General features: G+C 68.1%; 22 protein-coding genes. 4 read left to right on the top strand and 18 right to left on the bottom strand.

Features of this window, described 5'->3' with window-relative positions; translation table 11 throughout:
• Window positions 1-64 precede the first annotated feature (64 nt).
• Together ABD844_RS14305 and ABD844_RS14300 are read left to right on the top strand one after the other, a co-directional pair.
• A complete protein-coding gene (locus ABD844_RS14305; RefSeq protein ID WP_344876925.1) occupies window positions 65-1,192 on the top strand; it encodes a hypothetical protein in 1,128 nt (375 codons plus the stop codon).
• 136 nt (window positions 1,193-1,328) lie between these two features.
• Complete coding sequence (locus ABD844_RS14300; RefSeq protein WP_344876923.1) at window positions 1,329-2,243, top strand: DUF6891 domain-containing protein; 915 nt, start codon at window positions 1,329-1,331, stop codon at window positions 2,241-2,243.
• A 44-nt stretch (window positions 2,244-2,287) separates the two neighbouring features.
• Here the strand turns inward: ABD844_RS14300 and ABD844_RS14295 are convergent, their stop codons facing one another.
• Entirely contained in the window at window positions 2,288-3,124 is an 837-nt protein-coding gene (locus tag ABD844_RS14295) for a helix-turn-helix domain-containing protein (protein WP_344876921.1), read from the bottom strand.
• Between the two features lie 114 nt (window positions 3,125-3,238).
• Here ABD844_RS14295 and ABD844_RS14290 point away from each other — a divergent pair, with 114 nt between their 5' ends.
• Complete coding sequence (locus ABD844_RS14290) at window positions 3,239-3,832, top strand: NADPH-dependent FMN reductase (protein ID WP_344876919.1); 594 nt, start codon at window positions 3,239-3,241, stop codon at window positions 3,830-3,832.
• A gap of 288 nt (window positions 3,833-4,120) precedes the next feature.
• Here ABD844_RS14290 and ABD844_RS14285 read toward each other — a convergent pair whose 3' ends face one another.
• The 6 genes from ABD844_RS14285 to msrA form a co-directional block, all read right to left on the bottom strand.
• The gene (locus tag ABD844_RS14285; protein ID WP_344876917.1) at window positions 4,121-4,420 is read right to left on the bottom strand and encodes a helix-turn-helix domain-containing protein; all 300 of its coding nucleotides are present in this window, start codon (window positions 4,418-4,420) and stop codon (window positions 4,121-4,123) included.
• On the bottom strand, window positions 4,420-4,767 hold the full coding sequence (locus ABD844_RS14280) for a type II toxin-antitoxin system RelE/ParE family toxin (RefSeq protein WP_344876915.1): 348 nt from the start codon (window positions 4,765-4,767) through the stop codon (window positions 4,420-4,422). Before ABD844_RS14280 ends, ABD844_RS14285 begins: the two co-directional genes overlap by 1 nt.
• Window positions 4,768-5,052: 285 nt before the next feature.
• Window positions 5,053-5,328 (bottom strand): VapC50 family PIN domain-containing toxin, encoded by a 276-nt coding sequence (locus ABD844_RS14275; RefSeq protein ID WP_344876913.1) that lies wholly within the window; start codon window positions 5,326-5,328, stop codon window positions 5,053-5,055.
• 46 nt (window positions 5,329-5,374) lie between these two features.
• Complete coding sequence (locus ABD844_RS14270; protein ID WP_344876911.1) at window positions 5,375-5,608, bottom strand: hypothetical protein; 234 nt, start codon at window positions 5,606-5,608, stop codon at window positions 5,375-5,377.
• Window positions 5,609-5,611: 3 nt separating this feature from the next.
• The gene (locus ABD844_RS14265) at window positions 5,612-6,067 is read right to left on the bottom strand and encodes a helix-turn-helix domain-containing protein (protein WP_344876909.1); all 456 of its coding nucleotides are present in this window, start codon (window positions 6,065-6,067) and stop codon (window positions 5,612-5,614) included.
• Window positions 6,068-6,461: 394 nt separating this feature from the next.
• Complete coding sequence (gene msrA / locus ABD844_RS14260) at window positions 6,462-7,124, bottom strand: peptide-methionine (S)-S-oxide reductase MsrA (RefSeq protein WP_344876907.1); 663 nt, start codon at window positions 7,122-7,124, stop codon at window positions 6,462-6,464.
• Between the two features lie 121 nt (window positions 7,125-7,245).
• Here msrA and rarD point away from each other — a divergent pair, with 121 nt between their 5' ends.
• Window positions 7,246-8,175, top strand: coding sequence for an EamA family transporter RarD (gene rarD, locus ABD844_RS14255; protein ID WP_344876905.1), 930 nt, complete (start codon window positions 7,246-7,248; stop codon window positions 8,173-8,175).
• Here the strand turns inward: rarD and ABD844_RS14250 are convergent.
• From ABD844_RS14250 to nuoE, 11 genes are all read right to left on the bottom strand, one after another.
• Window positions 8,151-9,140, bottom strand: a complete 990-nt coding sequence (locus ABD844_RS14250) for a polyprenyl synthetase family protein (RefSeq protein ID WP_344876903.1) — start codon at window positions 9,138-9,140, stop codon at window positions 8,151-8,153. The genes rarD and ABD844_RS14250 overlap by 25 nt on opposite strands.
• A gap of 10 nt (window positions 9,141-9,150) precedes the next feature.
• Complete coding sequence (gene nuoN / locus ABD844_RS14245) at window positions 9,151-10,743, bottom strand: NADH-quinone oxidoreductase subunit NuoN (protein ID WP_344876901.1); 1,593 nt, start codon at window positions 10,741-10,743, stop codon at window positions 9,151-9,153.
• On the bottom strand, window positions 10,740-12,299 hold the full coding sequence (locus ABD844_RS14240; RefSeq protein ID WP_344876899.1) for an NADH-quinone oxidoreductase subunit M: 1,560 nt from the start codon (window positions 12,297-12,299) through the stop codon (window positions 10,740-10,742). The genes nuoN and ABD844_RS14240 overlap by 4 nt, the downstream gene beginning before the upstream one ends.
• Window positions 12,299-14,164: an NADH-quinone oxidoreductase subunit L gene (nuoL, locus tag ABD844_RS14235; RefSeq protein ID WP_344877072.1), complete on the bottom strand. Its 1,866-nt coding sequence runs from the start codon at window positions 14,162-14,164 to the stop codon at window positions 12,299-12,301. Before nuoL ends, ABD844_RS14240 begins: the two co-directional genes overlap by 1 nt.
• Before the next feature lie 73 nt (window positions 14,165-14,237).
• Complete coding sequence (gene nuoK / locus ABD844_RS14230) at window positions 14,238-14,534, bottom strand: NADH-quinone oxidoreductase subunit NuoK (RefSeq protein ID WP_344876897.1); 297 nt, start codon at window positions 14,532-14,534, stop codon at window positions 14,238-14,240.
• Complete coding sequence (locus ABD844_RS14225; RefSeq protein ID WP_344876895.1) at window positions 14,531-15,346, bottom strand: NADH-quinone oxidoreductase subunit J; 816 nt, start codon at window positions 15,344-15,346, stop codon at window positions 14,531-14,533. Before ABD844_RS14225 ends, nuoK begins: the two co-directional genes overlap by 4 nt.
• The gene (gene nuoI, locus ABD844_RS14220) at window positions 15,339-15,854 is read right to left on the bottom strand and encodes an NADH-quinone oxidoreductase subunit NuoI (RefSeq protein ID WP_308193318.1); all 516 of its coding nucleotides are present in this window, start codon (window positions 15,852-15,854) and stop codon (window positions 15,339-15,341) included. Before nuoI ends, ABD844_RS14225 begins: the two co-directional genes overlap by 8 nt.
• Entirely contained in the window at window positions 15,841-17,142 is a 1,302-nt protein-coding gene (gene nuoH, locus ABD844_RS14215; RefSeq protein ID WP_344876890.1) for an NADH-quinone oxidoreductase subunit NuoH, read from the bottom strand. Before nuoH ends, nuoI begins: the two co-directional genes overlap by 14 nt.
• Window positions 17,139-19,526, bottom strand: coding sequence for an NADH-quinone oxidoreductase subunit G (locus ABD844_RS14210; protein ID WP_344876888.1), 2,388 nt, complete (start codon window positions 19,524-19,526; stop codon window positions 17,139-17,141). The genes nuoH and ABD844_RS14210 overlap by 4 nt, the downstream gene beginning before the upstream one ends.
• On the bottom strand, window positions 19,523-20,812 hold the full coding sequence (nuoF, locus tag ABD844_RS14205; RefSeq protein ID WP_344876886.1) for an NADH-quinone oxidoreductase subunit NuoF: 1,290 nt from the start codon (window positions 20,810-20,812) through the stop codon (window positions 19,523-19,525). Before nuoF ends, ABD844_RS14210 begins: the two co-directional genes overlap by 4 nt.
• Window positions 20,809-21,465 (bottom strand): NADH-quinone oxidoreductase subunit NuoE, encoded by a 657-nt coding sequence (nuoE, locus tag ABD844_RS14200; RefSeq protein ID WP_344876884.1) that lies wholly within the window; start codon window positions 21,463-21,465, stop codon window positions 20,809-20,811. The genes nuoF and nuoE overlap by 4 nt, the downstream gene beginning before the upstream one ends.
• Window positions 21,466-21,482: the final 17 nt, after the last annotated feature.

Genomic DNA, 21,482 nt, shown 5'->3' with positions numbered 1-21,482 from the left:
TTCCGTGCCGATACGCCCTCCAACAGGAAAGCGAGGGCCATCACCACGTCGAAACGGGGAGATCATGAACTTGACCACCTGCCTGCGGGCCGCATCGGTGATCACTCTGGCGGCGCTCGGCTCCGCCGTACCCGCGTCGCCTGCGACGGCCGCGACAGGCGCCGCGCCGCCCGCGCTGCCCGACTCGGGGGCGGGCCGAGCGACGTTCGCCTACCTGTGCGTCAACCCCAAGGACCGCGACAGCATCCCTTCGGGCCCCTGCCAGAGCTGGCGCCTGGTCACCGCCGACGGGCAACGCTTCACCGTCCCCGACGCGCTGGGCTGGGAGAAGAGCAAGAACCCTGACGAACTGGGCGAGTCCGGCGCCCTCGCGATCAGCCCCGACGGCACGCGCATCGCCTACCAGCGGGCCGCCGACGACGCCGTCGTGGTCCGCGACCTGGCTTCCGCCCAGACCTGGACGATCCCCTACCGGGTGCCGCGCGACTCCGTGGGCTCGCCGTTCACACTGCGGTTCGTACGCGACGGCAGCGGGCTGGCCATCACCCCGGCCGACACCGACGTCCCCTCGGTCACGTTCGCCGACGTGACGGCCGGGACGACACGACGCCTGCCGAAGGGCTGGACCCTCCTGGACGCCGACCCGGAGACGGGCCGCCTCACCCTGCTCAAGCCCCCCGGCCTCTCGGACCGCGGAGCCTTCCGCACCGTCGACGGCACTCGCGGCACCACCGTCAAGATCCCGACCCACGCCCACAAGCACCTCATCTGGGGCGCCTTCGCCGCACGCGACGGCCGGGCCGCCAACCTGGTGCCCAAGCAGGCGCCCGCCTGCGGTCCCGACATGACCCCCGTGTGGCTGGCCGCGTTCTCCACCCGTACGGGCAAGATGACCACGGTCAAGCCGCGACTGCCCGCCGACGTCTACCAGGCCGACGTGATCGACTGGCTCAACGACGAGGAGATCGTCGCCGCGGCGGGACGGGAGCGTCCGGGCAAGGCGGCCACCAAGCCCGTCGGCTCGTACGTCTACGCCCTCAACGTCTCCACCGGCGCGGCCCGCCTCCTCGCCACGCTGTCGACCCCCGAACAGGTCTACGGAGACCGCCTGATCGTGGGCGGCTACGTGGGGCCGCGGACCGTGGCGGCAGCCGGCAAGACCGCCAAGCCCAGCCCCCGCGGCTGCGGCTGACAAGCCCGCGACACAAGCACCAGAACGTCCCTCCCCTATGCGGAACCACGTACCCGCGGGTTCCCCACGACGGACGTACGTGACGGCCCTCACCTCGGGACGCTCCCGCACGGCGTTCTGTGCCAGGGTGAGGGCCATGCTGGAGATCACGGTGGTGACCGAGGACGGTCGCCGACTGGTATGGGCAGGCGAGGAAGACGTCGCGGCACTGGTCGGCGGGCTGGGGCCGCACACCTACAGGTTCATGATCCTTCAGCGAATCCCCGACCTGCCAGACGTTTTCCTGCAGGTGTGGCATGACGGAGCCGACTACACGATTGAGCATCGTGAAGGCGGGGCCGACCGGCACTTCCAGGTCATCCTCGACAGTCCCGACCCAGTGATCGCAGCCATGTCCGCGTGGGCGCGCCAGGACGACGGCTGGCGGTCCATGCTCTCCTGGACCCCGTTGGACCTGGCTGCGCCCGAGCCGCCTCCGCCGCTCAGCCTGGAAGCCGACGATCGTGCACGTCTTGAGGCGCGCATCCGCGAGGTGATCACAGGCGGGTACGCGACCAGGGCGGAGCTGGCCGAGATCGCGGAGGATTACCTGGCGTCGGGCGATCGCCGACCTGTCTCCCCCGAACAGGCCCGCGCACTGGCCGACCGGCTGTGGCTGGAGCGGATCGAAGAACAGGCCACCTGGGACGGCGAGACCGACCCCGAACGGCTCACCCGCGCCTTCACGGCCCTGGAAACCGGCGGCATCACGGCGAAAGAGCACTTCACCTGCTGCGGTACGTGCGGCCGTACAGAGATCGGCGGCGCCAGCACCCCGGACGCCCGAGGCTACGTCTTCTTCCACAGCCAGTGCACGGACGCCGCTGCGGCCGGACACGGTCTGACACTCCTGTACGGCGGCTTCGACGGCTCGCCGACCACCACGGCGGCCATCGGCCGTGAGATCGTGGCCGCGCTGGAGCGGACCGGTCTCCCCACCGATTGGAACGGCGAGCCGGACCAGGCCATCACCATCGCCCCCATCGACTGGCGCCGGCGCCTCATCGGCTGACATCAGCCCGGCGGCTGTGCGGAGCGGACGAAGGTCGGGGTGTGTCAGGAGATCGCGCGGAGTCGTCCGGCGGGCCCGCGACGCAGTTCATCGATGCCCTGGGCCGTCGTTTCGTCGGCGGGGAGGAACACGACCAGTTGCTGTACGTCCGAGGAGAGTTCGAGCGTCTCGCGGAGCAGCCGAAGCTCGTGCCCGGACGGGTGGTTGAGCCGGAGAACGCCGCGCTGCGGAATCACGTGACGGTTCAGGCGTCGCGTGAAGTCGGGGCCTGCGACGGGCGCGAGCTCTGTGGTGAGCCACTCGGAGTTCTCGATGGAGGGTGCGAGCCACAGGTCGAAGGCTTGCTCGTCCGCGATGTCGTCCCAGTCGGCGAAGAACGTCCGGGCGCCGGGGTCGGTGAAGACGTAGCGGGTGAGGTTCGGCCGGTCGGCGTCGAGCAACCCGGTTTCGCCCATCACCACCTCGTAGCCGCCGGTGTAGGCCAGGACGTCGCCGAGCCGGTTCATCACCACCGCGATCCCCGGTTCGAGGAGGCGGAGCGTCTCCATGACCGACGGCCGGACGTCGCGGGGCGGCGGTGCGAGCCGGGTACGAGCGGAACAGTCACCACTGGAGATCTTCGCAAGGTAACGCAGATGGTTGCGCTCCGAGAGGTCGAGACTGAGCGCGTCGGCGAGCGCGTTCACCACCGGCATCGAAGGATTGCGGTCACGGCCCTGCTCGATGCGGGTCAGGTATTCGACACTGACGCCGGCCCGCGCGGCCAGATCCGAGCGTCGCAGTCCGGGCGACCGGCGGCGGCCGTGCTCCGGTAGCCCCAGCGTGTCCGGCTGGATGCTGTCGCGCTTGGCTCGAACGAAGTCACCCAACGGCGTACCCATACCGTGCAGCATATGGCGCTGTCCTCGGCTCGCGGAGTGCTGTGGGTGGCCCTGTGAGGGCCAGCCTGACCACGGTCTGGCTGTAGCCCCCACGACGGCCTGATCGTGGTGGACATGAATGACAAGCACAATCTGGCGATCATCGTTGGCAGCGTCCGCGAGGGCCGGTTCGGTCCGGTGGTGGCCTCGTGGGTCGCCGATCAGGCCCGTACTCATGGTGGATTCGAGGTGGAGGTCGTCGATCTGGCGCAGGTCGAGCTCCCACTGGCCCTCCCAGACGTGTCGCCGAAGTTCTCCGACGAGGACTACCCGCGTCCGGCCGGAATGGCGCCGCTGACCTCGGCCCTGGATCGCGCTGACGCGTTCATCGTGGTCACGCCGGAGTACAACCACAGCTATCCCGCGTCACTGAAGGCGGCCATCGACTGGCACTTCACCCACTGGACGGCCAAGCCCGTCGCCTTCGTCAGCTACGGCGGCGCGGCGGGCGGGCGGCATGCCGTGCTGCACCTGGAGAACGTACTGACCGAGCTGCACGCGGTGACCATTCGCGACGGTCTGTCCTTCCCCTTCTACTACACGGCGTGGCAGGACGGTCGCCCACTCGACCCCGAGTCCTCCGGGTACGCCAAGACACTGCTCGACCAACTGGCCTGGTGGGCCGGCGCCCTCCGATCGGCCCGCGAAACCGCCCCTTACCCGGCATGAACCCGGCAACACCGACGAACGCCCCGCTCGACCACACCAATGCCCTAGGCCGTCGATCGCCCCCAGCCCAATGAAGATCGTCGCCGCAAGCGAATCTGGCCCGTGATCGGCACCGGAGCAACCAGCCGATCACAGGCCAGGATCGGGCTATTTCCGCAGGTCTACGCCTCGCCGGAGGTCAGACCCACCGAACAGAAGACACCCGTCCCGCCGATCTTGCAGCATCCGTCCGGAACCTTGAACAAGCACTGCCGACGGCAGCACTTCATCTCGCACGACAAATCAGACTCAGGCTGCGGGCGCACGTGGACTGATCCGTACCTCCAGATCAGCGTCCAGAGCCCTGGCCAGTCGCTCGAGGACCGGCAGCGTCGGAACGGTGCCCCCTCCTTCGAACCGGGCCACGGCTGACTGTGTCATGTCAGCCGCACGAGCCAGTTCACTCTGACTCCACCCGCGAGATTCCCGCATCTCTCTTACCGCCCGACCAAGTTCAAAGGCGAGACGGGCAGCGTCGTAAGCCTCTGCCGCCCCGGGCTCGGACAGTCGTCTGTCCCGGAGATCGGCCCAATCGGTCCGCTCGGTCATCACCACTCCTCGGCCGCCGAGTGCGCCTCATCCTTGCAACGGAACAACGCCCGCCGCGCCGGCTCCACTTCTCGATCTTCCCTCATGCGCGTTTTGCGGAAAACCGTCAGAAGGATGATCCGCCGCTCCGGAGCGATCCAGTATCTGATCCGCATCGTTAGCTCATCAAGGTAGAACCGCAGCTCGCGCAGCTTGCCATCGAGCTGTCGCGTGTACGGTTCTCCCAGCAGCGGGCCTTCCGCCGCCAGCAGGTCAATAGAGAAAGCCGCTCGCGCGAACGACTCTGCCGAGAGCTTCTCGAGCCACTCCCGGACTTCCGGTTCCAGCCCCACGCTACCCCAGGCCATAGCAACGATGCTATGGCCAGGGCCCACGGCGGTCATACGATTGCGGAGATCCGATCACTCAAAGTTATCCGGCACCTACCCAACGGCATCTCCGGCGGAGAGCAGAGCAGGACAGAGACCCTCGGCTCCCCCGCCAGGGCCCCGCGGCTCTACGCCTCGCCGGAGGCCAGGCCGACCTGGCAGGCGACGCCCGTGCCACCGATGCCGCAATAGCCGTTCGAGTTCTTCCACAATTATTGCTGGTGGTAGCGCTTGGCTTCGCGCTACAGATCCAGTAGGAGGACTTCAGCCGGCTCGAAGGGCCGCGACCGCTTCGACGAGGCCCGCCGCCTCCAAAGCGTCGAGCACATCATCAACGGTCTCCGGCGGGCTGGTCCGTGAGTCCGCGATCTGCTGCACACAAGCCCAGACGACCCTTCCGTCCAGGTCGATTTGGTCCAGCACGAAGTCATCGGGCGACTTCACCTCGATATCCCATGGAGCCAAGTAGTCGGCAGGGAAGTCCTTGAAATTCAACGTAACGATGGCCGTCGCGCCCACTTTGATCGCCGCAGCCAGCACATGCCGATCACCAGCATCGGGAAGCTTCAGCCCTTCGATCAGTGGCTCATACCCCTCGACAAGGCAGTCTCAGACAGCGGAGTTCATCAGGCACCGGGAGCTTGTCGAGCTTCTCCGCAGGAATGTCGGGCCGGTTGGCGGCGAGGTTGCGCTGCATCTCGTCAGGGATGCCGTTGGTCCACCTGGCTTGCACCCGTCCCGTCATGGCGAGACGAATGAGCAGGTCACCCAGGGTGTTGCCGTACAACACGTTCGCGTCGTAGACCACCACGAATGTCATGGCTCAGATGCCCAACTCTTGCCCCAGCGCAGCGAGCTCGTCGGCCGCGGTCCGGCGCTTGGCGTCATCGCGACGCCTGTATTCGTGGAAATCCTCGGACTTGATTCGGCGGTGCTTGCCGATCAACCGGAAGGGAATTTCTCCCGTCTCCAGAAGTTTGATCACATACGGGCGTGAGACGTTCAGCATGTCCGCCGCTTGCTGTGTCGTCAGCTCAGCATGCGATGGAATCACCGTGACTCCGCGCCCTTCGGCTGCTTGGGCAAGAATGAAGGCAAGCAGGGTCACGGCTTCACGAGGCAGGATCAAGGGGTCCTCGTCCCCGTGCTCACCTGCGACATGTACGGTCGGCTGCTCGGGATACCGCATGAGGTAATCCTTGATCCTGCGTACCGCGCGACCGGCTACCTCGGCATCGATGCTTCCCGGCTGAACTCGCTTGGCCTGCACGTCAGTCATGAGTCACCCCCTCTCCGCTGTATCCGCAACAGACGAAATAAACGCAAGCAAAATCGCTAGCGGCTTACGGGCGCACACGGTCGAAGATGGCCATCAGAAGGATCATGGACATGCCACTGTCCCAGAGATCCGGATGAGCGAAGAAGGTGTGAATCTCCGCGAGGCCAGTGCGGGAGGGGGAGCCCCGAACCGGGCGACGAAACCCGGCCGCTCGTTCAAGCCCGCCAGGAGGACCGCGTCCAGGCATCGAACCAGAATGCCGCCCCCTTCGGTGCGCTCTAGCCCTTGATCGAAACCGGCAGGCAGGGCGATCAAGAGCTAGAACCTAGCTCTTCCGCAGGTTCACGCCTCGCCGGACACCAGACCAACGGGCAGACATTTGCTGGTCAACGCCTCACTCTCCGGCAGGCGCGATACCCACCGGGCAGGTCACACCCGTGCCGCCGATCCCACAGTAGCCGTCCGGCACTTTAAAAAGATATTGCTGGTGATAGTCCTCGGCGTAGTAGAACGGGCCCGCTGGGGCGAGTTCTGTGGTGATCTCGTCGTAGCCCGCCTCCTTCAGCACCCGCTGGTACGCGTCCCGCGACGCCTCCGCCGCCTTCTGCTGCTCCGGCGAGTGGTAGTAGATCGCCGAGCGGTACTGTGTCCCGAGGTCGTTGCCCTGGCGCATGCCCTGGGTGGGGTCGTGGGCCTCCCAGAAGACCTTCAAGAGCTCCTCGTACGAGACCTTCGCGGGGTCGAAGACGACCCGGACGACCTCCGTGTGGCCCGTGAGCCCGCTGCACACCTCTTCGTACGTGGGGTTGGGCGTCTGGCCCCCCTGGTATCCGACGGCCGTCGTGACGACCCCCGGGGTCTGCCAGAACTTGCGTTCGGCGCCCCAGAAGCAGCCGAGCCCGAAGTCGGCGGTCTCCAGCCCCTCCGGGTACGGAGGCGCCAAGGGGGCGTCGAGGACGGCGTGGCGGGGCGGCACGGGCATCTGCTCCGCGCGGCCCGGAAGGGCGTCTTCAGGTCGGACCATCGATGTCTTGTTGCCGCCGAACAGCCAGCCCATAGCGCTACCTCCATAGGTCAGATCCAGCCTACACAGAGGCCAACACTTTAGGATCGCTACACATTTCCATTCAATAGACGAAATTTGTGTTTAAAGGTGGCAATGCTCGAAACTGGAGGACATGCCTGACCTTCGGCGTGGCGTCTTGTTCGGGATCGCCGCCTACACCATGTGGGGCCTGTTCCCCCTCTACTGGCCGCTGCTCAAGCCCTCCGGATCCGTCGAGATCCTCGCCCACCGCATGGTGTGGTCCCTGGTCGTCGTGGTCGCCGCCCTCGCCGTACGTAGGCACTGGTCCTGGATCAAGCAGATCGCCCGGCAGCCCGCCAAGCTCGCCCTGCTGACCGTGGCCGCCGTCGTCGTGACCGTCAACTGGGGCACCTACATCTACGCGGTCAACACCGGTCACGTGGTGGAGAGCGCACTCGGCTACTTCATCAACCCGCTCGTCAGCGTGCTGTTCGGGGTCGTGCTGCTGCGTGAGAGGCTGCGGCCGTTGCAGTGGGTGGCCGTCGGGTTCGCGGCGCTGGCGGTGCTGGTGCTGACGATCGACTACGGGCGGCTGCCGTGGATCGCCCTGACGCTGGCGTTCAGCTTCGGGCTCTACGGCCTGGTGAAGAAGCAGGCCAACGTGGCGGCCACGGAGAGCCTGGCGGTCGAGACGCTGGTGCTGCTGGTGCCGGCGCTGGCGTACCTGGTCTTCCTTCAGGGCACCGGTGCGGCCACGTTCGGGCGGGAAGGGGTGTGGCATACGGCGCTGCTGGTCGGGGCCGGGCTCATCACCGCCGTGCCGCTGATCTGCTTCGGGGCGGCGGCCATCCGGGTGCCGTTGAGCACGATCGGGGTGCTGCAGTACATCGCGCCGATCCTGCAGTTCGCGTGCGGGGTGCTGATCGTCGGGGAAGTCATGCCGTCCAGCCGGTGGATCGGGTTCTCGATCGTGTGGCTGGCCCTGGCGATCTTCACGTACGACAGCTTCCGGACGGCTCGCACCGCCGCCCGGAGCCGCGTCACCACACCGAAGGCTCAGCCCGAGCGTTCGACCACGTAGTCGCAGAGGGCCAGGAACGCGTCCTTGGCCGGGATGTCGGGCAGGCCCGAGATGTCATCGCGCGCCCGGTCCACCCAGGCGTCCAGTTCCGCCCGCGCCCGCGCCATCCCCGAGTGGGCGCGGAGCAGGGAGAGGGCCTCGTCGAGGTCCTCGTCGGCGACCGGGCCCGACATCAGGGCGGTCAGGCGGGGGTGGTCGCCGGCGGCGAGCGCGTACAGGACCGGGAGGGTCTTGATGCCCTCCTTGAGGTCGGTGCCGGGTGTCTTGCCCGACTCGGCGCCCGTGGAGGCCACGTCGAGCAGGTCGTCCCCGAGCTGCCAGGCCACGCCGATCGCCTCGCAGGCGCGGCTCAGGCGCTCCTCCACGTCGGCGGGGGCGCCGGAGAGCAGCGCGCCGAAGCGGCCGGAGGCGGCGATCAGCGACCCCGTCTTGTCGGCCAGGACGTGCAGGTAGTGCCCGACGGGGTCCTCCCCGTCACGCGGGCCGATGGTCTCGCGGATCTGCCCTTGGACGAGACGGGAGAACGTCTGGGCCTGCACCCGGATCAGCTCGGGGCCGAGGTCGGCGAGGAGGTCGGAGGCCTGGGCGAACAGGTAGTCGCCGGTGAGGATGGCCACGGTGTTGTCCCACCGGGCGTTGGCGGAGGGCGAGCCCCGGCGCACCGGGGCCTCGTCCATGACGTCGTCGTGGTAGAGCGAGCCCAGATGGGTCAGCTCGATGACCACGGCGCCGGGCACCACGCCCGGCGCCGACGCGTCGCCGAACTGGGCGGCCAGCAGCACCATCAACGTACGGAACCGCTTGCCCCCCGCCTCGATGAGGTGCTTGGACGCCTCCGTGACGAAGGCGTCCTCACTCTCCACCGACGAGCGCAGGAGCTTCTCGACCGCGGCCAGTCCGTTGGTCACATCCTGCGCCAACCGTTCGTCCTCAATGGGAAGGTCAACCACGGGAGGCGCAGACATACAGATCCCCTTATCTGATGAACAGGCTGCTTGCAGCGTCGTTGGCAACACCGAGCACGGACTCCGGGTAGAGCCCCACTCCTACCGTAACCAGCAACGAAACTGCGATGACGGCCACGGTCCCCATACTGGGGGCCGCGATGGCCGGGCCGTCGGCGGCGGGCTCGCTGAAGAACATCAGCACGATCACGCGGACGTAGAAGAACGCCGCGATCGCGGAGGCCACGACACCGACGACGACCAGGCCGGCCATCCAGCCGCCCATCGAGTCGCCGGGCTGCGTCCCGCTGTTCAGCGCGGCGGCGAAGACGGCGTACTTGCCGAAGAAGCCGCTCGTCAGCGGGATGCCGGCGAAGGCCAGCAGGAAGAAGGCGAACACCCCGGACAGCACCGGCGCGCGCTTGCCGAGCCCGGCCCAGCGTGACAGGTGTCCCGCCTCACCGCCCGGGTCGCGTACGAGCGTCAGCACCGCGAACGCCCCGACCGTGGTGATGCCGTAGACCGCCAGGTAGAACAGGATCGCCTTGAGCGAGCCCGCGTTCCCCTCGGCGCTGCCGAACGTGGCCATCACACCGACCAGCAGGAAGCCGGCGTGCGCGATGGACGAGTACGCCAGCATGCGCTTGATCTCGGTCTGCGTGATCGCCAGGATCGAGCCCACGATCATGGTGAGCGCGGCCACACCCCAGATGACCGGTCGCCATTCCCAGTCGAGGTTGCCCAGACCCACCCAGAACACCCGCAGCACGGCCCCGACGGCCGCCACGAGCGTGCCGGAGGCCATGAGGGCGGTGATCGGGGTGGGGGCGCCCTGGTAGACGTCCGGCTTCCACGCCTGGAACGGCGCCGCGCCGATCTTGAACAGCAGGCCCACGGCGAGCATCGAGAACCCGATCAGCAGCAGCGGCTCGAGCCCGCTGGCCCCGGCCAGGGCCTGGTTGATGCCCGGCAGCGAGACGGTGCCGGCGAAGCCGTAGACCATGGCGGTGCCGTACAGGAAGAACGCCGAGGAGAACGCGCCCAGCAGGAAGTACTTCATCGACGCCTCCTGGGACAGGAGGCGACGCTTGCGGGCCAGGCCGCACAGCAGGTACAGCGGCAGCGACATGACCTCGAGGGCCACGAACATCATCAGCAGGTCGTGCGCGGCCGGGAACAGCAGCATGCCGCCGACCGCGAACAGGACCAGCGGGTAGACCTCGGTCTGGCCGCTGCCGTTGTCGTGGGCCTCGGCCTCCTCCTCGTCGGCGCTGCCGGGCACGGCCGCGGCGGAGGCCACGAAGTGCCCCTCGTCGTTGATCAGCAGCACGCAGACGAACGACAGGACGAGGATGACGCCCCAGATGAACAGCGACGGCCCGTCGACGGCGACCGCGCCCATGGCGGAGGCCGTGGTGGACACCTGGCCGCGCATCGTCTGCACCAGGACCAGCGCGAACGCGCCGGCCAGGCTCAGCAGGGTGAGCGGCACGTGGATGGACTTGCGCAGGTAGCGCGGCGCGAACGCCTCGACGAGCACGCCGATGACGGCCGCACCGAAGACGACCAGCAGCGGCGCCAGCGTGCCGTACTCGATCGTCGGCGCTTCGATGGCGGGGTTCACTGGCCTGTCCCCTTCTCAGCGATGGTGGAGGTGGGTACCTTCACGTTGGTCAGCGTGTGTTGCACCGACGGGTTGATCACGTCCAGCAGCGGCTTGGGGTAGAAGCCGAACCCGATGATCAGGGCGACCAGCGGGGCCAGCACCCAGACCTCCCGGGCGTTCAGGTCCCTGAACGCCTTGACCGGCTCGGCCGTGGGGCCGTTCATGACCCGCTGGACCATCCACAGGATGTAGACGGCCGCCAGGACCACGGCCACCGCGGAGATGATCGCCGCCGCCGTCAGCGCGCCCGAGCCGTGGGCCGTGCTGGAGTAGGTGCCGATCATGACCATGAACTCGCTGACGAAGGACGACAGGCCCGGCAGCGACAGACCGGCCAGACCGGCGACCAGGAAGAAGCCCGCCAGCAGCGGCGCGACCTTCTGCACGCCTCCGTAGTCGCCGAGGAACGGCGAGCCGCGCCTGGCGATGAGGAAGCCCGCGGCCAGGAACAGCGCGCCGGTGGCGAAGCCGTGGTTGACCATGTAGAGGGCCGCCCCGGACTGGGCGACGCCGGACATGGCGAACACGCCCAGCACGATGAAGCCGAAGTGCGAGATCGACGTGTAGGCGATGAGCCGCTTCATGTCGGTCTGCCCGATGGCCACGATGGCGCCGTAGATGATGCTGATGACCGCCAGTACGACGATCGGCATCGTGAACGCCTTGGCGGCGTCGGGGAACAGCTCCAGGCAGAAGCGCAGCATCCCGAAGGTGCCGACCTTGTCCAGCACGCCCACCAGCAGCACCGCCGCACCGGCCGGGGCCTGGGCGGCCGCGTCGGGCAGCCACGTGTGCACCGGCCACAGCGGGGCCTTGATCGCGAAGGCGATGAAGAACCCGGCGAACAGCCACTTCTGCATGACCGGGTCCTGGATGGCCCCGACCAGCTCGGGGAACATGAACGACTGCTTGCCCGCGACCACGAAGAGCCCGATGACCGCGACCAGCATGAGCAGGCCGCCGAACAGCGAGTACAGCAGGAACTTGACGGCCGCGTACGACCGCTGGGCGCCGCCGTACGACCCGATCATGAAGTACATCGGGATCAGCATGGCCTCGAAGAAGACGTAGAACAGGAAGATGTCGGTCGCCGCGAAGACGCCGATCATCATCGTCTCGAGCACCAGCAGCAGCGAGAAGTACGTCTTCACCGACCGCTTGGGCGTGATCAGCGTGCCGTCGGCGGTCTTGACGCCGTCGGCGTCGTGCCAGGAGGCCAGCACCACGATCGGCACGAGCACCACCGACAGGGCGATGAGCACGAGCGCCACGCCGTCCACGCCGACCCCGAACTTCACGCCGAAGCTCGGGATCCAGTTGTACTCGGCGGTGAACTGGAACCGCTCGCCGCCGGGCTTGAACCCGGCGGCCATGACGCCCGTCAGGACCAGCACCAGCAGCGAGACCAGCAGCGTGACCTGCTTGGCCAGCTTGTCACTGCCCTTGGGAAGCAGGGCCACCACGATGGCGCCCACCACGGGCACCGCCATGAGTATCGGAAGCCAGGGTGACATCAGATGTTCCCAACGAAGAGCAGGGCGCCGGTCAGCAGGGCGGCACCGATCAGGATGGACAGCGCGTACGTTCTGGCGAAGCCCGTCTGGATCCGCCGCAGGCGCCCGGAGGTGCCGCCGACGCCTGCCGCCAGACCGTTGACCAGCCCGTCGATGCCCCGGTTGTCGAAGAACACCGCGATGCGGGTCAGCCACTGGCCGGGGCGCATGAAGAGCGACTCGTTGAGCGCGTCACCGTACAGGTCGCGCCGGGCGAACGTGGTGAGGAAGGAGCCGCGCGGCTGCACCGACGGCACCGTGGCCCGGCCGTACCGCATCCAGGCGAAGACCGCGCCGACCGCGACGAGCGCCAGCGTGGCCAGACCCGGCGTGGTGAACGGGTCGAAGTGCGGCGCCCCTTCCGGCGTGCCGCCCACGGCCGGACGCAGGAAGTCGTACAGGGTGCCGCCCAGGACGAGGTAGCCGCCCAGGCCCAGCGCGCCCAGCGACAGGATCATCAGCGGCACGGTCATCACGGTCGGCGACTCGTGCGGGTGGGCGTCGTCGGCCCAGCGCTTCTCGCCGAAGAAGGTCATGAAGACCATCCGAGACATGTAGAAGCCGGTGATGCCCGCGCCCAGCACGGCCAGCCAGCCGAGCACCGGCTGGTGGTGCACCGCGGTCTCGATGATGCCGTCCTTGGTGAAGTAGCCGGACAGCAGCGGGAACCCGATGATCGCCAGGTAGCCGATGAAGAACGTGACGAAGGTGATCGGCATGTACTTGCGCAGGCCGCCGTACTTGCGCATGTTCACCTCGTCGTTCATGCCGTGCATGACCGAGCCGGCGCCGAGGAACATGTCGGCCTTGAAGAAGCCGTGCGTGATCAGGTGGCCGATCGCGAACGCGTAGCCCGCCGGGCCGAAGCCCGCGCCCAGCATCATGTAGCCGATCTGCGACATCGTCGAACCGGCCAGGCCCTTCTTGATGTCGTCCTTCGCGCAACCGATGATCGCACCGGCGAGCAGCGTGGCCGCGCCGACGATGGCGACGGCCAGCGCGGCGCCCGAGCCCTCGGGGAAGAAGAACGCCCCCGAGCGGACCACGAGGTAGACGCCGGCGGTGACCATGGTCGCGGCGTGGATCAGGGCCGAGACCGGGGTCGGGCCCTCCATGGCGTCGAGGAGCCAGGACTGCAGCGGGAGCTGCGCCGACTTGCCGCACGCCCCGAGGAGCAGCAGCAGGCCGATGGCCAGCGTGGTGCCGTTCTGTACGCCGTTGACCTGGGCGCCCAGGTCCTTGAAGGCCAGGGTGCCGAACGTGGTCCAGATGACGAACATGCCGACCAGCAGCCCGAAGTCACCGACGCGGTTGACCACGAACGCCTTCTTCGCCGCGACCGCCGCCGACGGCTTGAACTGCCAGAACCCGATCAGCAGGTACGACGCCAGACCGACGCCCTCCCAGCCGATGAACAGGCCCACGTAGTTGTCGGCCAGCACCAGCAGCAACATCGCCGCGACGAACAGGTTGAGATAGGCGAAGAACCTGCGCCGGTGCTCGTCGTGGGCCATGTAGCCGATGGAGTAGATGTGGATCAGCGAGCCCACACCGGTGATCAGCAGGGCGAAGCTGATCGACAGCGGGTCGATGAGCAGCCCCATGTCGACCATGGCCGGCTCGCCGGGCATGCCCGGGATGAACTCGAAGAGATGGACGGCCCGGCGGCGCGCCTCCTCCCCGAGTCCGATCAGCTCGAAGAACGCCAGCACCGCCACGACGAACGAGGCGAGGGACATGGCCACGCCCAGCAGATGGCCCCAGCGGTCGGTGAACCGGTTGAACACCAGCAGGATGAACGCCCCGACGAGCGGGAAGGCGATCATCAGCCAGGAGACGCCGATCACTCCACCGGTGTGCTGGACGATCTCAGCGATTTGAGATTCCACCAGTCACCTCTTAGTACTTCAGCAGGTTCGCGTCGTCGACGGACGCTGACCTGCGGGTTCGGAAGATCGTCACGATGATTGCCAGGCCGACCACGACCTCGGCCGCGGCCACCACCATCACGAAGAACGCGATGATCTGGCCTTCCAGGTTGCCGACCTGCCTGGAGAAGGTGACGAAGGCGAGGTTGCAGGCGTTGAGCATCAGCTCGACGCACATGAACACCACGATCGCGTTGCGCCTGACCAGCACGCCGATCGCGCCGATGGCGAAGAGCAGCCCGGACAGGACCAGGTAGTGCGTGGTCACTTGGTCACCTCATTGGTCTCGGCGTCCCGCTCGGCGTCCTTGTCGACGTCGGCGCGCGCCTCGTCCTCCTCGGCCGTGTGCTTGATGGCCTCGGCGAGCTTGGGGTTCTCGGGCAGGTGGTCGTGCTCGACGTCGTAGCGCGCGATGTAGCGGTTGACCGAGGACTCCGCGACCGACCCGTCGGGCAGCAGCGCCGGCATGTCGATGGCGTTGTTCCTGGCGTACGTGCCGGGGCCGGGCAGCGGCGAGGGCTGGTCGCCCAGGAACCGGGCGCGGGCCAGGTCCTTCTGCGTGACCTTCTCGGTGAGCCGCTCGCGGTGCGCGAGCACCATCGCGCCGAGCGCGGCGGTGATCAGCAGCGCCGAGGTGATCTCGAACGCGAACACGTACTTGGTGAACAGTTGCAGCGCGATCGAGCGGATGTAGCCGCCCTGCTGCGTGGCCGCCGCCAGCCCGACCTGCGGAGCGAAGACCGCGTTGCCGATGGCCAGCACGAACAGCGCCAGGAAGCCGAGTCCCGCGAGGATGGCCCAGAAGCGCTGGCCCTTGAGCGTCTCGACGAAGGAGTCGGAAGAGTCGACGCCGACGAGCATGAGCACGAACAGGAACAGCATCATGATCGCGCCGGTGTAGACGATGATCTGCACCGCGGCCAGGAAGGGCGCGTCCTGCACGGCGTACAGGACGGCCAGGCAGAGCATCACCGTGCCGAGCATCAGCGCGGAGTAGACGGCCTTCCGGTTGAAGACCATGCCGAGCGCGGCGCCGACGGAGACGACGGCGAGCACCCAGAACGTGATGGTCTCACCCATTGGTCCGCCCCAGCCGGTAGTAGTCCTCTTCGGTCTCACCGAGCCGCATGGGGTGCGGCGGCTGTTCCATGCCCTGGGTCAGGGGCGCGAGCAGCATCTCCTTGGTGTAGATGAGGCTCTCGCGGTTGGTGTCGGCGAGCTCGTACTCGTTGGTCATGGTGAGCGCGCGGGTCGGGCACGCCTCGATGCACAGGCCGCACAGGATGCACCGCAGATAGTTGATCTGGTACGTGCGCCCGTAACGCTCGCCCGGCGAGAAGCGCTCCTCCTCGGTGTTGTCCGCGCCCTCGACGTAGATCGCGTCGGCCGGACACGCCCAGGCGCACAGCTCGCATCCGATACATTTCTCCAGCCCGTCGGGCCAGCGGTTGAGCTGGTGACGCCCGTGGAAGCGCGGAGCCGTCGGCTTCTTCTCCTCCGGGTAGTTCGTCGTGACAGGCTTCTTGAACATCGTGTGGAAGGTGACCCCGAAGCCTTTGACGGGGTTCAGCCAGTCAGTTAGTCCCACTGGGAATCTCCTTGTGCTGCACCCCGTGGTAGTGCGGCAGGTCGAGCGGCGGCACAGGGAAGCCGCCGGCCGTCGGCTCGTTGGACAGTTCCTCGAACTCGGCCTCTACCTGTGCCTTCATGGCCTCCTTGCGCCGCTGGTTGACGGTGTCGAACCGCATCCAGATGGCCAGCGCCCCGATCACGATGACCACGCCGAGCGCGATGCCGAGCGTCCTGTCGCCCTCGTTGACCACCACGTTGCGGACCGCGGCCACCAGCAGGATCCAGGCCAGGTTGACCGGGATCAGCACCTTCCAGCCCAGGGACATGAGCTGGTCGTAGCGGACTCGCGGCAGCGAGGCCCTGACCCACACGATGAAGCTGAAGGTCAGCACGAACTTGATGAAGAACCACAGCACCGGCCACCAGCCCAGGTTGGCGCCCTCCCACAACGAGATCGGGAACGGCGCCCGCCAGCCGCCCAGGAACAGGGTGACGGCGATGGCGGAGGCGGTGAAGGTGTGCAGGTATTCGCCCATCATGATCAGGGCGAACTTCAGCGACGAGGAGTATTCGGTCTGGAAGCCGCCGACCAGCTCGCCCTCGCCCTCCGGCAGGTCGAACGGGATGCGCGCGGCCTCGCCGAACATGCAGATCACGTAGATCAGGAACGACGGGATCAGCAGCACCGCGAACCAGGTGCTCTCCTGCGCCTTGACGATCTCCGAGGTGGACAGCGTCCCGGCGAACAGGAAGACGGCCACGAACGACAACCCCATCGCGATCTCGTACGAGACCACCTGGGCCGCCGAGCGCAGACCGCCGAGCAGCGCGTACGGCGAGCGCGACGACCATCCGGCGAGCACCACGCCGTAGACCGACAGCGCGCCCATGGCCAGCATGAACAGCACCGCCACCGGCAGGTCCACCAGTTGCAGCGGCGTCTCCACGCCGAACAGGTTCACCTTCCCCGCGAATGGGATGATGGAGAAGGCCAGGAACGCCGGCACCACCATGATCACCGGGGCCAGGAAATAGAGCACCTTGTCCACGGTCCGCGGGAAGATGTCCTCCTTCAGCCCCATCTTGATGGCGTCGGCCACCGACTGGAGCAGGCCGAACTTGCCGGCCCTGTTGGGGCCGCGCCGGTTCTGCATCCAGGAGATGAGCTTGCGCTCGTACCAGACGAACATCATGACGCCCAGCATGAGGAAGAGGAACAGCATCACGGCCTTGATGATGGTGATCCACAGTGGGTCCTTGCCGAAGTCGGCGAGGGTGGGATCGGCCGCGAGAACGTGGGTCATGAGGCGCTCCCGATGGTGACGATGTCGCCGGCCACCGCACGCAGGTCACGCGTGACCGAGCAGCCGCCGTTGTTGGCCGGCACCCAGACCACCCGGTCCGGCAGGTCGGCGATCCTTACCGGCAGCGTCACGGTGCCGGTCTCCGTGCCGCCCACGACGAGCTTGTCGCCGTCGGCCACGCCCAGTTCGGCCGCGGTGCTCCCCGAGACCAGCGCTTCGGCGGTGCGGGCGGTGCCCGCGAGGTACGGCTCGCCGTCCTGCAGCCTGCCCTCGTCGAGCAGCAGGTGCCAGGTGGCCAGCAGCGCCTGCCCCGGCTCCGGCATCTCCTGGGTGCGGGTCAGTGCGTTGGGCGCGCTGACCCGGCTGCCGCGCCAGGAGCCGAGCCCGGACAGCTCGCGCCGGGCGGCCTTGGCGTCCGGCAGGCCCAGGTGCACGTCCAGCCGGTCGGCCAGGTTGCCGACGACCGCCAGGTCGGACTGCAGGCCCGGCACCCTGAGCGGCGCCTCGAACGAGCGGCCCCTGCCCTCCCAGTTGACGAACGTGCCGCTCTTCTCCTGCACGGCGGCGACGGGCAGGACCACGTCGGCGCGGTCGGTGACGGCGCTGGCGCGGATCTCCAGGCTGACGATGAACGGCGTGTGCTCAAGGGCTTCGAGCGCCGTCGCCGGGTCGGCCAGGTCGTAGGGGTCGACGCCGGCGACGACCAGCGCGTCCAGCTCGCCGTCGCGGGCGGCGGCGAGGATGCCGGCGGTGTCGCGGCCGGGGGCGGCGGGCAGCGAGGCCACGTTCCACGCCCTGGCGACCTCGGCGCGGGCGGTCTCGTCGTCCACCGGGCGGCCGATCGGCAGCAGGTTGGGCAGCACGCCGGCCTCGACCGCGCCGCGCTCACCGGCCCGGCGCGGGATCCAGGCGATCCTGGCGTCGGAGAGGGCGGCCAGGCGGACGACCGCGGACAGCGCGCCCGGGATGGTGGCCAGGCGCTCACCGGCCATCACGATCGTGCCCTCGGCCAGCGTGCCGACCAGGTCGCCGATCGCGTCGGCCTCGGTGCCAGGCGCGGTGCGGATGAGCGTGCCGCCCATCTTCGCAAGGCCCGGGGAGGCGAACGGCGCGATCGAGGTGACCTTCAGGCCCTTCTTCAGCCACGCCTTGCGCAGGCGCAGGAAGACGATCGGCGACTCCTCCTCGGGCTCGAACCCGACGAGCAGGACGTGCGGGGCGTTCTCGAGGTCGGCGTAGCTGATCTCGATGCCCTTGCCGGCCACCGCGTGGGCCAGGAACTGCGCCTCCTCGGCGGAGTGCGGCCGGGCGCGGAAGTCGATGTCGTTGGTGCCGAGCGCGAGGCGGGCGAACTTGGCGTAGGCGTAGGCGTCCTCGACCGTGACCCGGCCGCCGACCAGCACGCCGGCCTTGCCGCGGGCCTTGGCCAGCCCTTCGGCGGCCACCGCCAGCGCCTCCGGCCACGAGGCGGGCACGAGCACGCCGTCCTCGTTTCGGACCAGCGGCTGCTTGAGCCGGTCGGGCTGCGTGGCGTAGGTGAAGGCCCAGCGGCCCTTGTCGCAGTTCCACTCCTCGTTCACCTGCGGGTCGTTGCCCGCCAGGCGGCGGGTGACGCGACCGCGCCGGTGGTCGGTGCGCTGGGCGCAGCCGGAGGCGCAGTGCTCGCACGCGCTGGGCGTGGAGACCAGGTCGAACGGGCGGGCCCTGAACCGGTAGGCGGCGCCGGTGAGCGCGCCGACCGGGCAGATCTGCACCGTGTTGCCGGAGAAGTAGGAGTTGAACGGCTTGCCCTCGGCCGTACGCACCTGCTCCTTGGCCCCGCGCTCGAAGAACTCGATGAGCGGGTCACCGGCGATCTGGTCGGAGAAGCGGATGCAGCGCGCGCACTGGACGCAACGCTCGCGGTCGAGCAGCACCTGCGTGGACAGCGGCAGCGGCTTGGGGAAGGTGCGCTTCTGCTCCTGGAAGCGCGACTCGCCCTGGCCGTTGGACATGGCCTGGTTCTGCAGCGGGCACTCACCGCCCTTGTCGCAGACCGGGCAGTCGAGCGGGTGGTTCATGAGCAGCAGCTCCATGGCCCCGCGCTGCGCCTTCTCGGCGACCGGGGAGGTGAGCTGGGTCTGCACCACCATGCCCTCGGCGACCTCGATCGCGCACGACGGCTGCGGCTTGGGGAAACCGCGGCCGTTGCCCGCGTCGGGGATGTCGACCAGGCACTGACGGCAGTTGGCCGCCGGGTCGAGCAGCGGATGGTCGCAGAACCTGGGGATCTGGATGCCCAGCAGCTCGGCGGCTCTGATGATCAACGTGCCCTTGGGGACACTGACCTGGAACCCGTCGATGGTCAGGGTCACCAGGTTCGTCTGGGTCTCTACGACTGTCACTGCTCACCCCAGAGAGTGGACTTCTTCGGGTCGAACGGACAGCCGCCGATCTCGAAGTGCTTGAGGTACTCCTCACGGAAGTGCTTCACCGAGGAGTGGATGGGGCTCGTCGCGCCGTCGCCCAGGGCGCAGAACGAGCGGCCCAGGATGTTGTCGGCGATGTCGGTGATCGTGACCAGGTCGTCCTCGCTGCCCTGGCCCTTCTCCAGGCGCTTGAGCACCTGCTTGAGCCAGTACGTGCCCTCGCGGCAGGGCGTGCACTTGCCGCAGGACTCGTGGGCGTAGAACTCGGTCCAGCGCAGCACGGTGCGGACCACGCAGGTGGTCTCGTCGAAGATCTGCAGCGCGCGGGTGCCGAGCATGGAGCCCTTGGCGCCCACCGCCTCGAAGTCGAGCGGCACGTCGAGGTGCTCGTCGGTGAAGATCGGGGTGGAGGAGCCGCCCGGGGTCCAGAACTTGATCCGGTGCCCCTCGCGGATGCCGCCGGCCATGTCGAGCAGTTCGCGCAGCGTGATGCCGAGCGGGGCCTCGTACTGGCCGGGCCTGGTGACGTGGCCGCTGAGGGAGAAGATGCCGAAGCCCTTCGACTTCTCGGTGCCCATCCCGGCGAACCAGTCGGCCCCGTTGGCGATGATCGAGGGAACACTGGCGATCGACTCGACGTTGTTCACGACAGTAGGCGAGGCGTACAGGCCCGCCACGGCCGGGAACGGGGGCTTGAGCCGCGGTTGACCTCTGAAGCCTTCGAGCGAGTCGAGCAGGGCGGTCTCCTCGCCACAGATGTAGGCGCCCGCGCCGCTGTGCACGACCAGCTCCAGGTCATAGCCGGAGCCGAAGATGTCGTTGCCGAGATACCCCTTCTCGTACGCCTCCCGCACGGCCGCGTGCAGCCGCCGGATGACGTGCAGCACCTCTCCGCGCACGTAGATGAAGGCGTGGTTGGCCCTGATCGCGTACGCCGTGATGATGATGCCCTCGACCAGCGAGTGCGGGTTGGCCATCATCAGCGGGATGTCCTTGCAGGTGCCCGGCTCCGACTCGTCGGCGTTGACGACGAGATAGTGCGGCTTGCCGTCACCCTGCGGGATGAAGCCCCACTTCATGCCGGTGGGGAAGCCCGCGCCGCCGCGGCCGCGCAGGCCCGAGTCCTTGACGGCCTGGATGACGGCGTCGGGGTCCATGCCCAGCGCCTTCCTCGCGGCCCCGTACTCGCCGTAGACGTCGAGGGTGAAGGAGTTGGGCTGGTCCCAGTTCGCGGTCAGGACCGGTGTCAGAGTCGTGGTCATGCTTCTGGGGCCTTCCATCCCTTGGCCTTGGCGACCTTCAGGCCCTCCAGCGAGGCGCCGGCGGCCGACGGGCCGTCGCCCGCGAGGTCGTCGGGCAGGCCGGCGAGCACCCGCGAGGCCTCCTTGAAGGTGCACAGCTTCTTCGGGCCGCGCGTGGGCCGCACATCCTTGCCGTCACGCAGGTCGTCGACGAGCTGCTTGGCCGACTCAGGCGTCTGGTTGTCGAAGAACTCCCAGTTGACCATCATGACGGGGGCGAAGTCGCAGGCCGCGTTGCACTCGATGCGCTCCAGCGAGACCTTGCCGTCGGGGGTCGCCTCGTCGTGACCGACGCCGACGTGCTCCGACAGCTCCTCCCAGATCTGGTCGCCGCCCATGACAGCGCACAGCGCGTTGATGCACACGCCGACGTGATAGTCACCGGCGGGCTTGCGCTTGTACATGGTGTAGAAGGTCACTACGCCCGTGACCTCGGCCTTGCTGACGCCCAGCATCTCGGCGCAGAACTCCTGCCCGTCGTCGGAGACGTAGCCGTCCTCCGACTGCACGAGGTGCAGCAGCGGCAGCAGGGCCGAGCGCGCCTTGGGGTAGCGGCCGATGATCTCCTTGGCGTCTCTCTCCAGACGCTCGCGGACCTCCGGTGAATACGTCATGACCGTGCCTCCGGCGC

This window comes from Nonomuraea antimicrobica, from assembly GCF_039536965.1.
GTDB lineage: Bacteria > Actinomycetota > Actinomycetes > Streptosporangiales > Streptosporangiaceae > Nonomuraea > Nonomuraea antimicrobica.
This window is presented reverse-complemented; position numbering and strand designations above follow the sequence as displayed.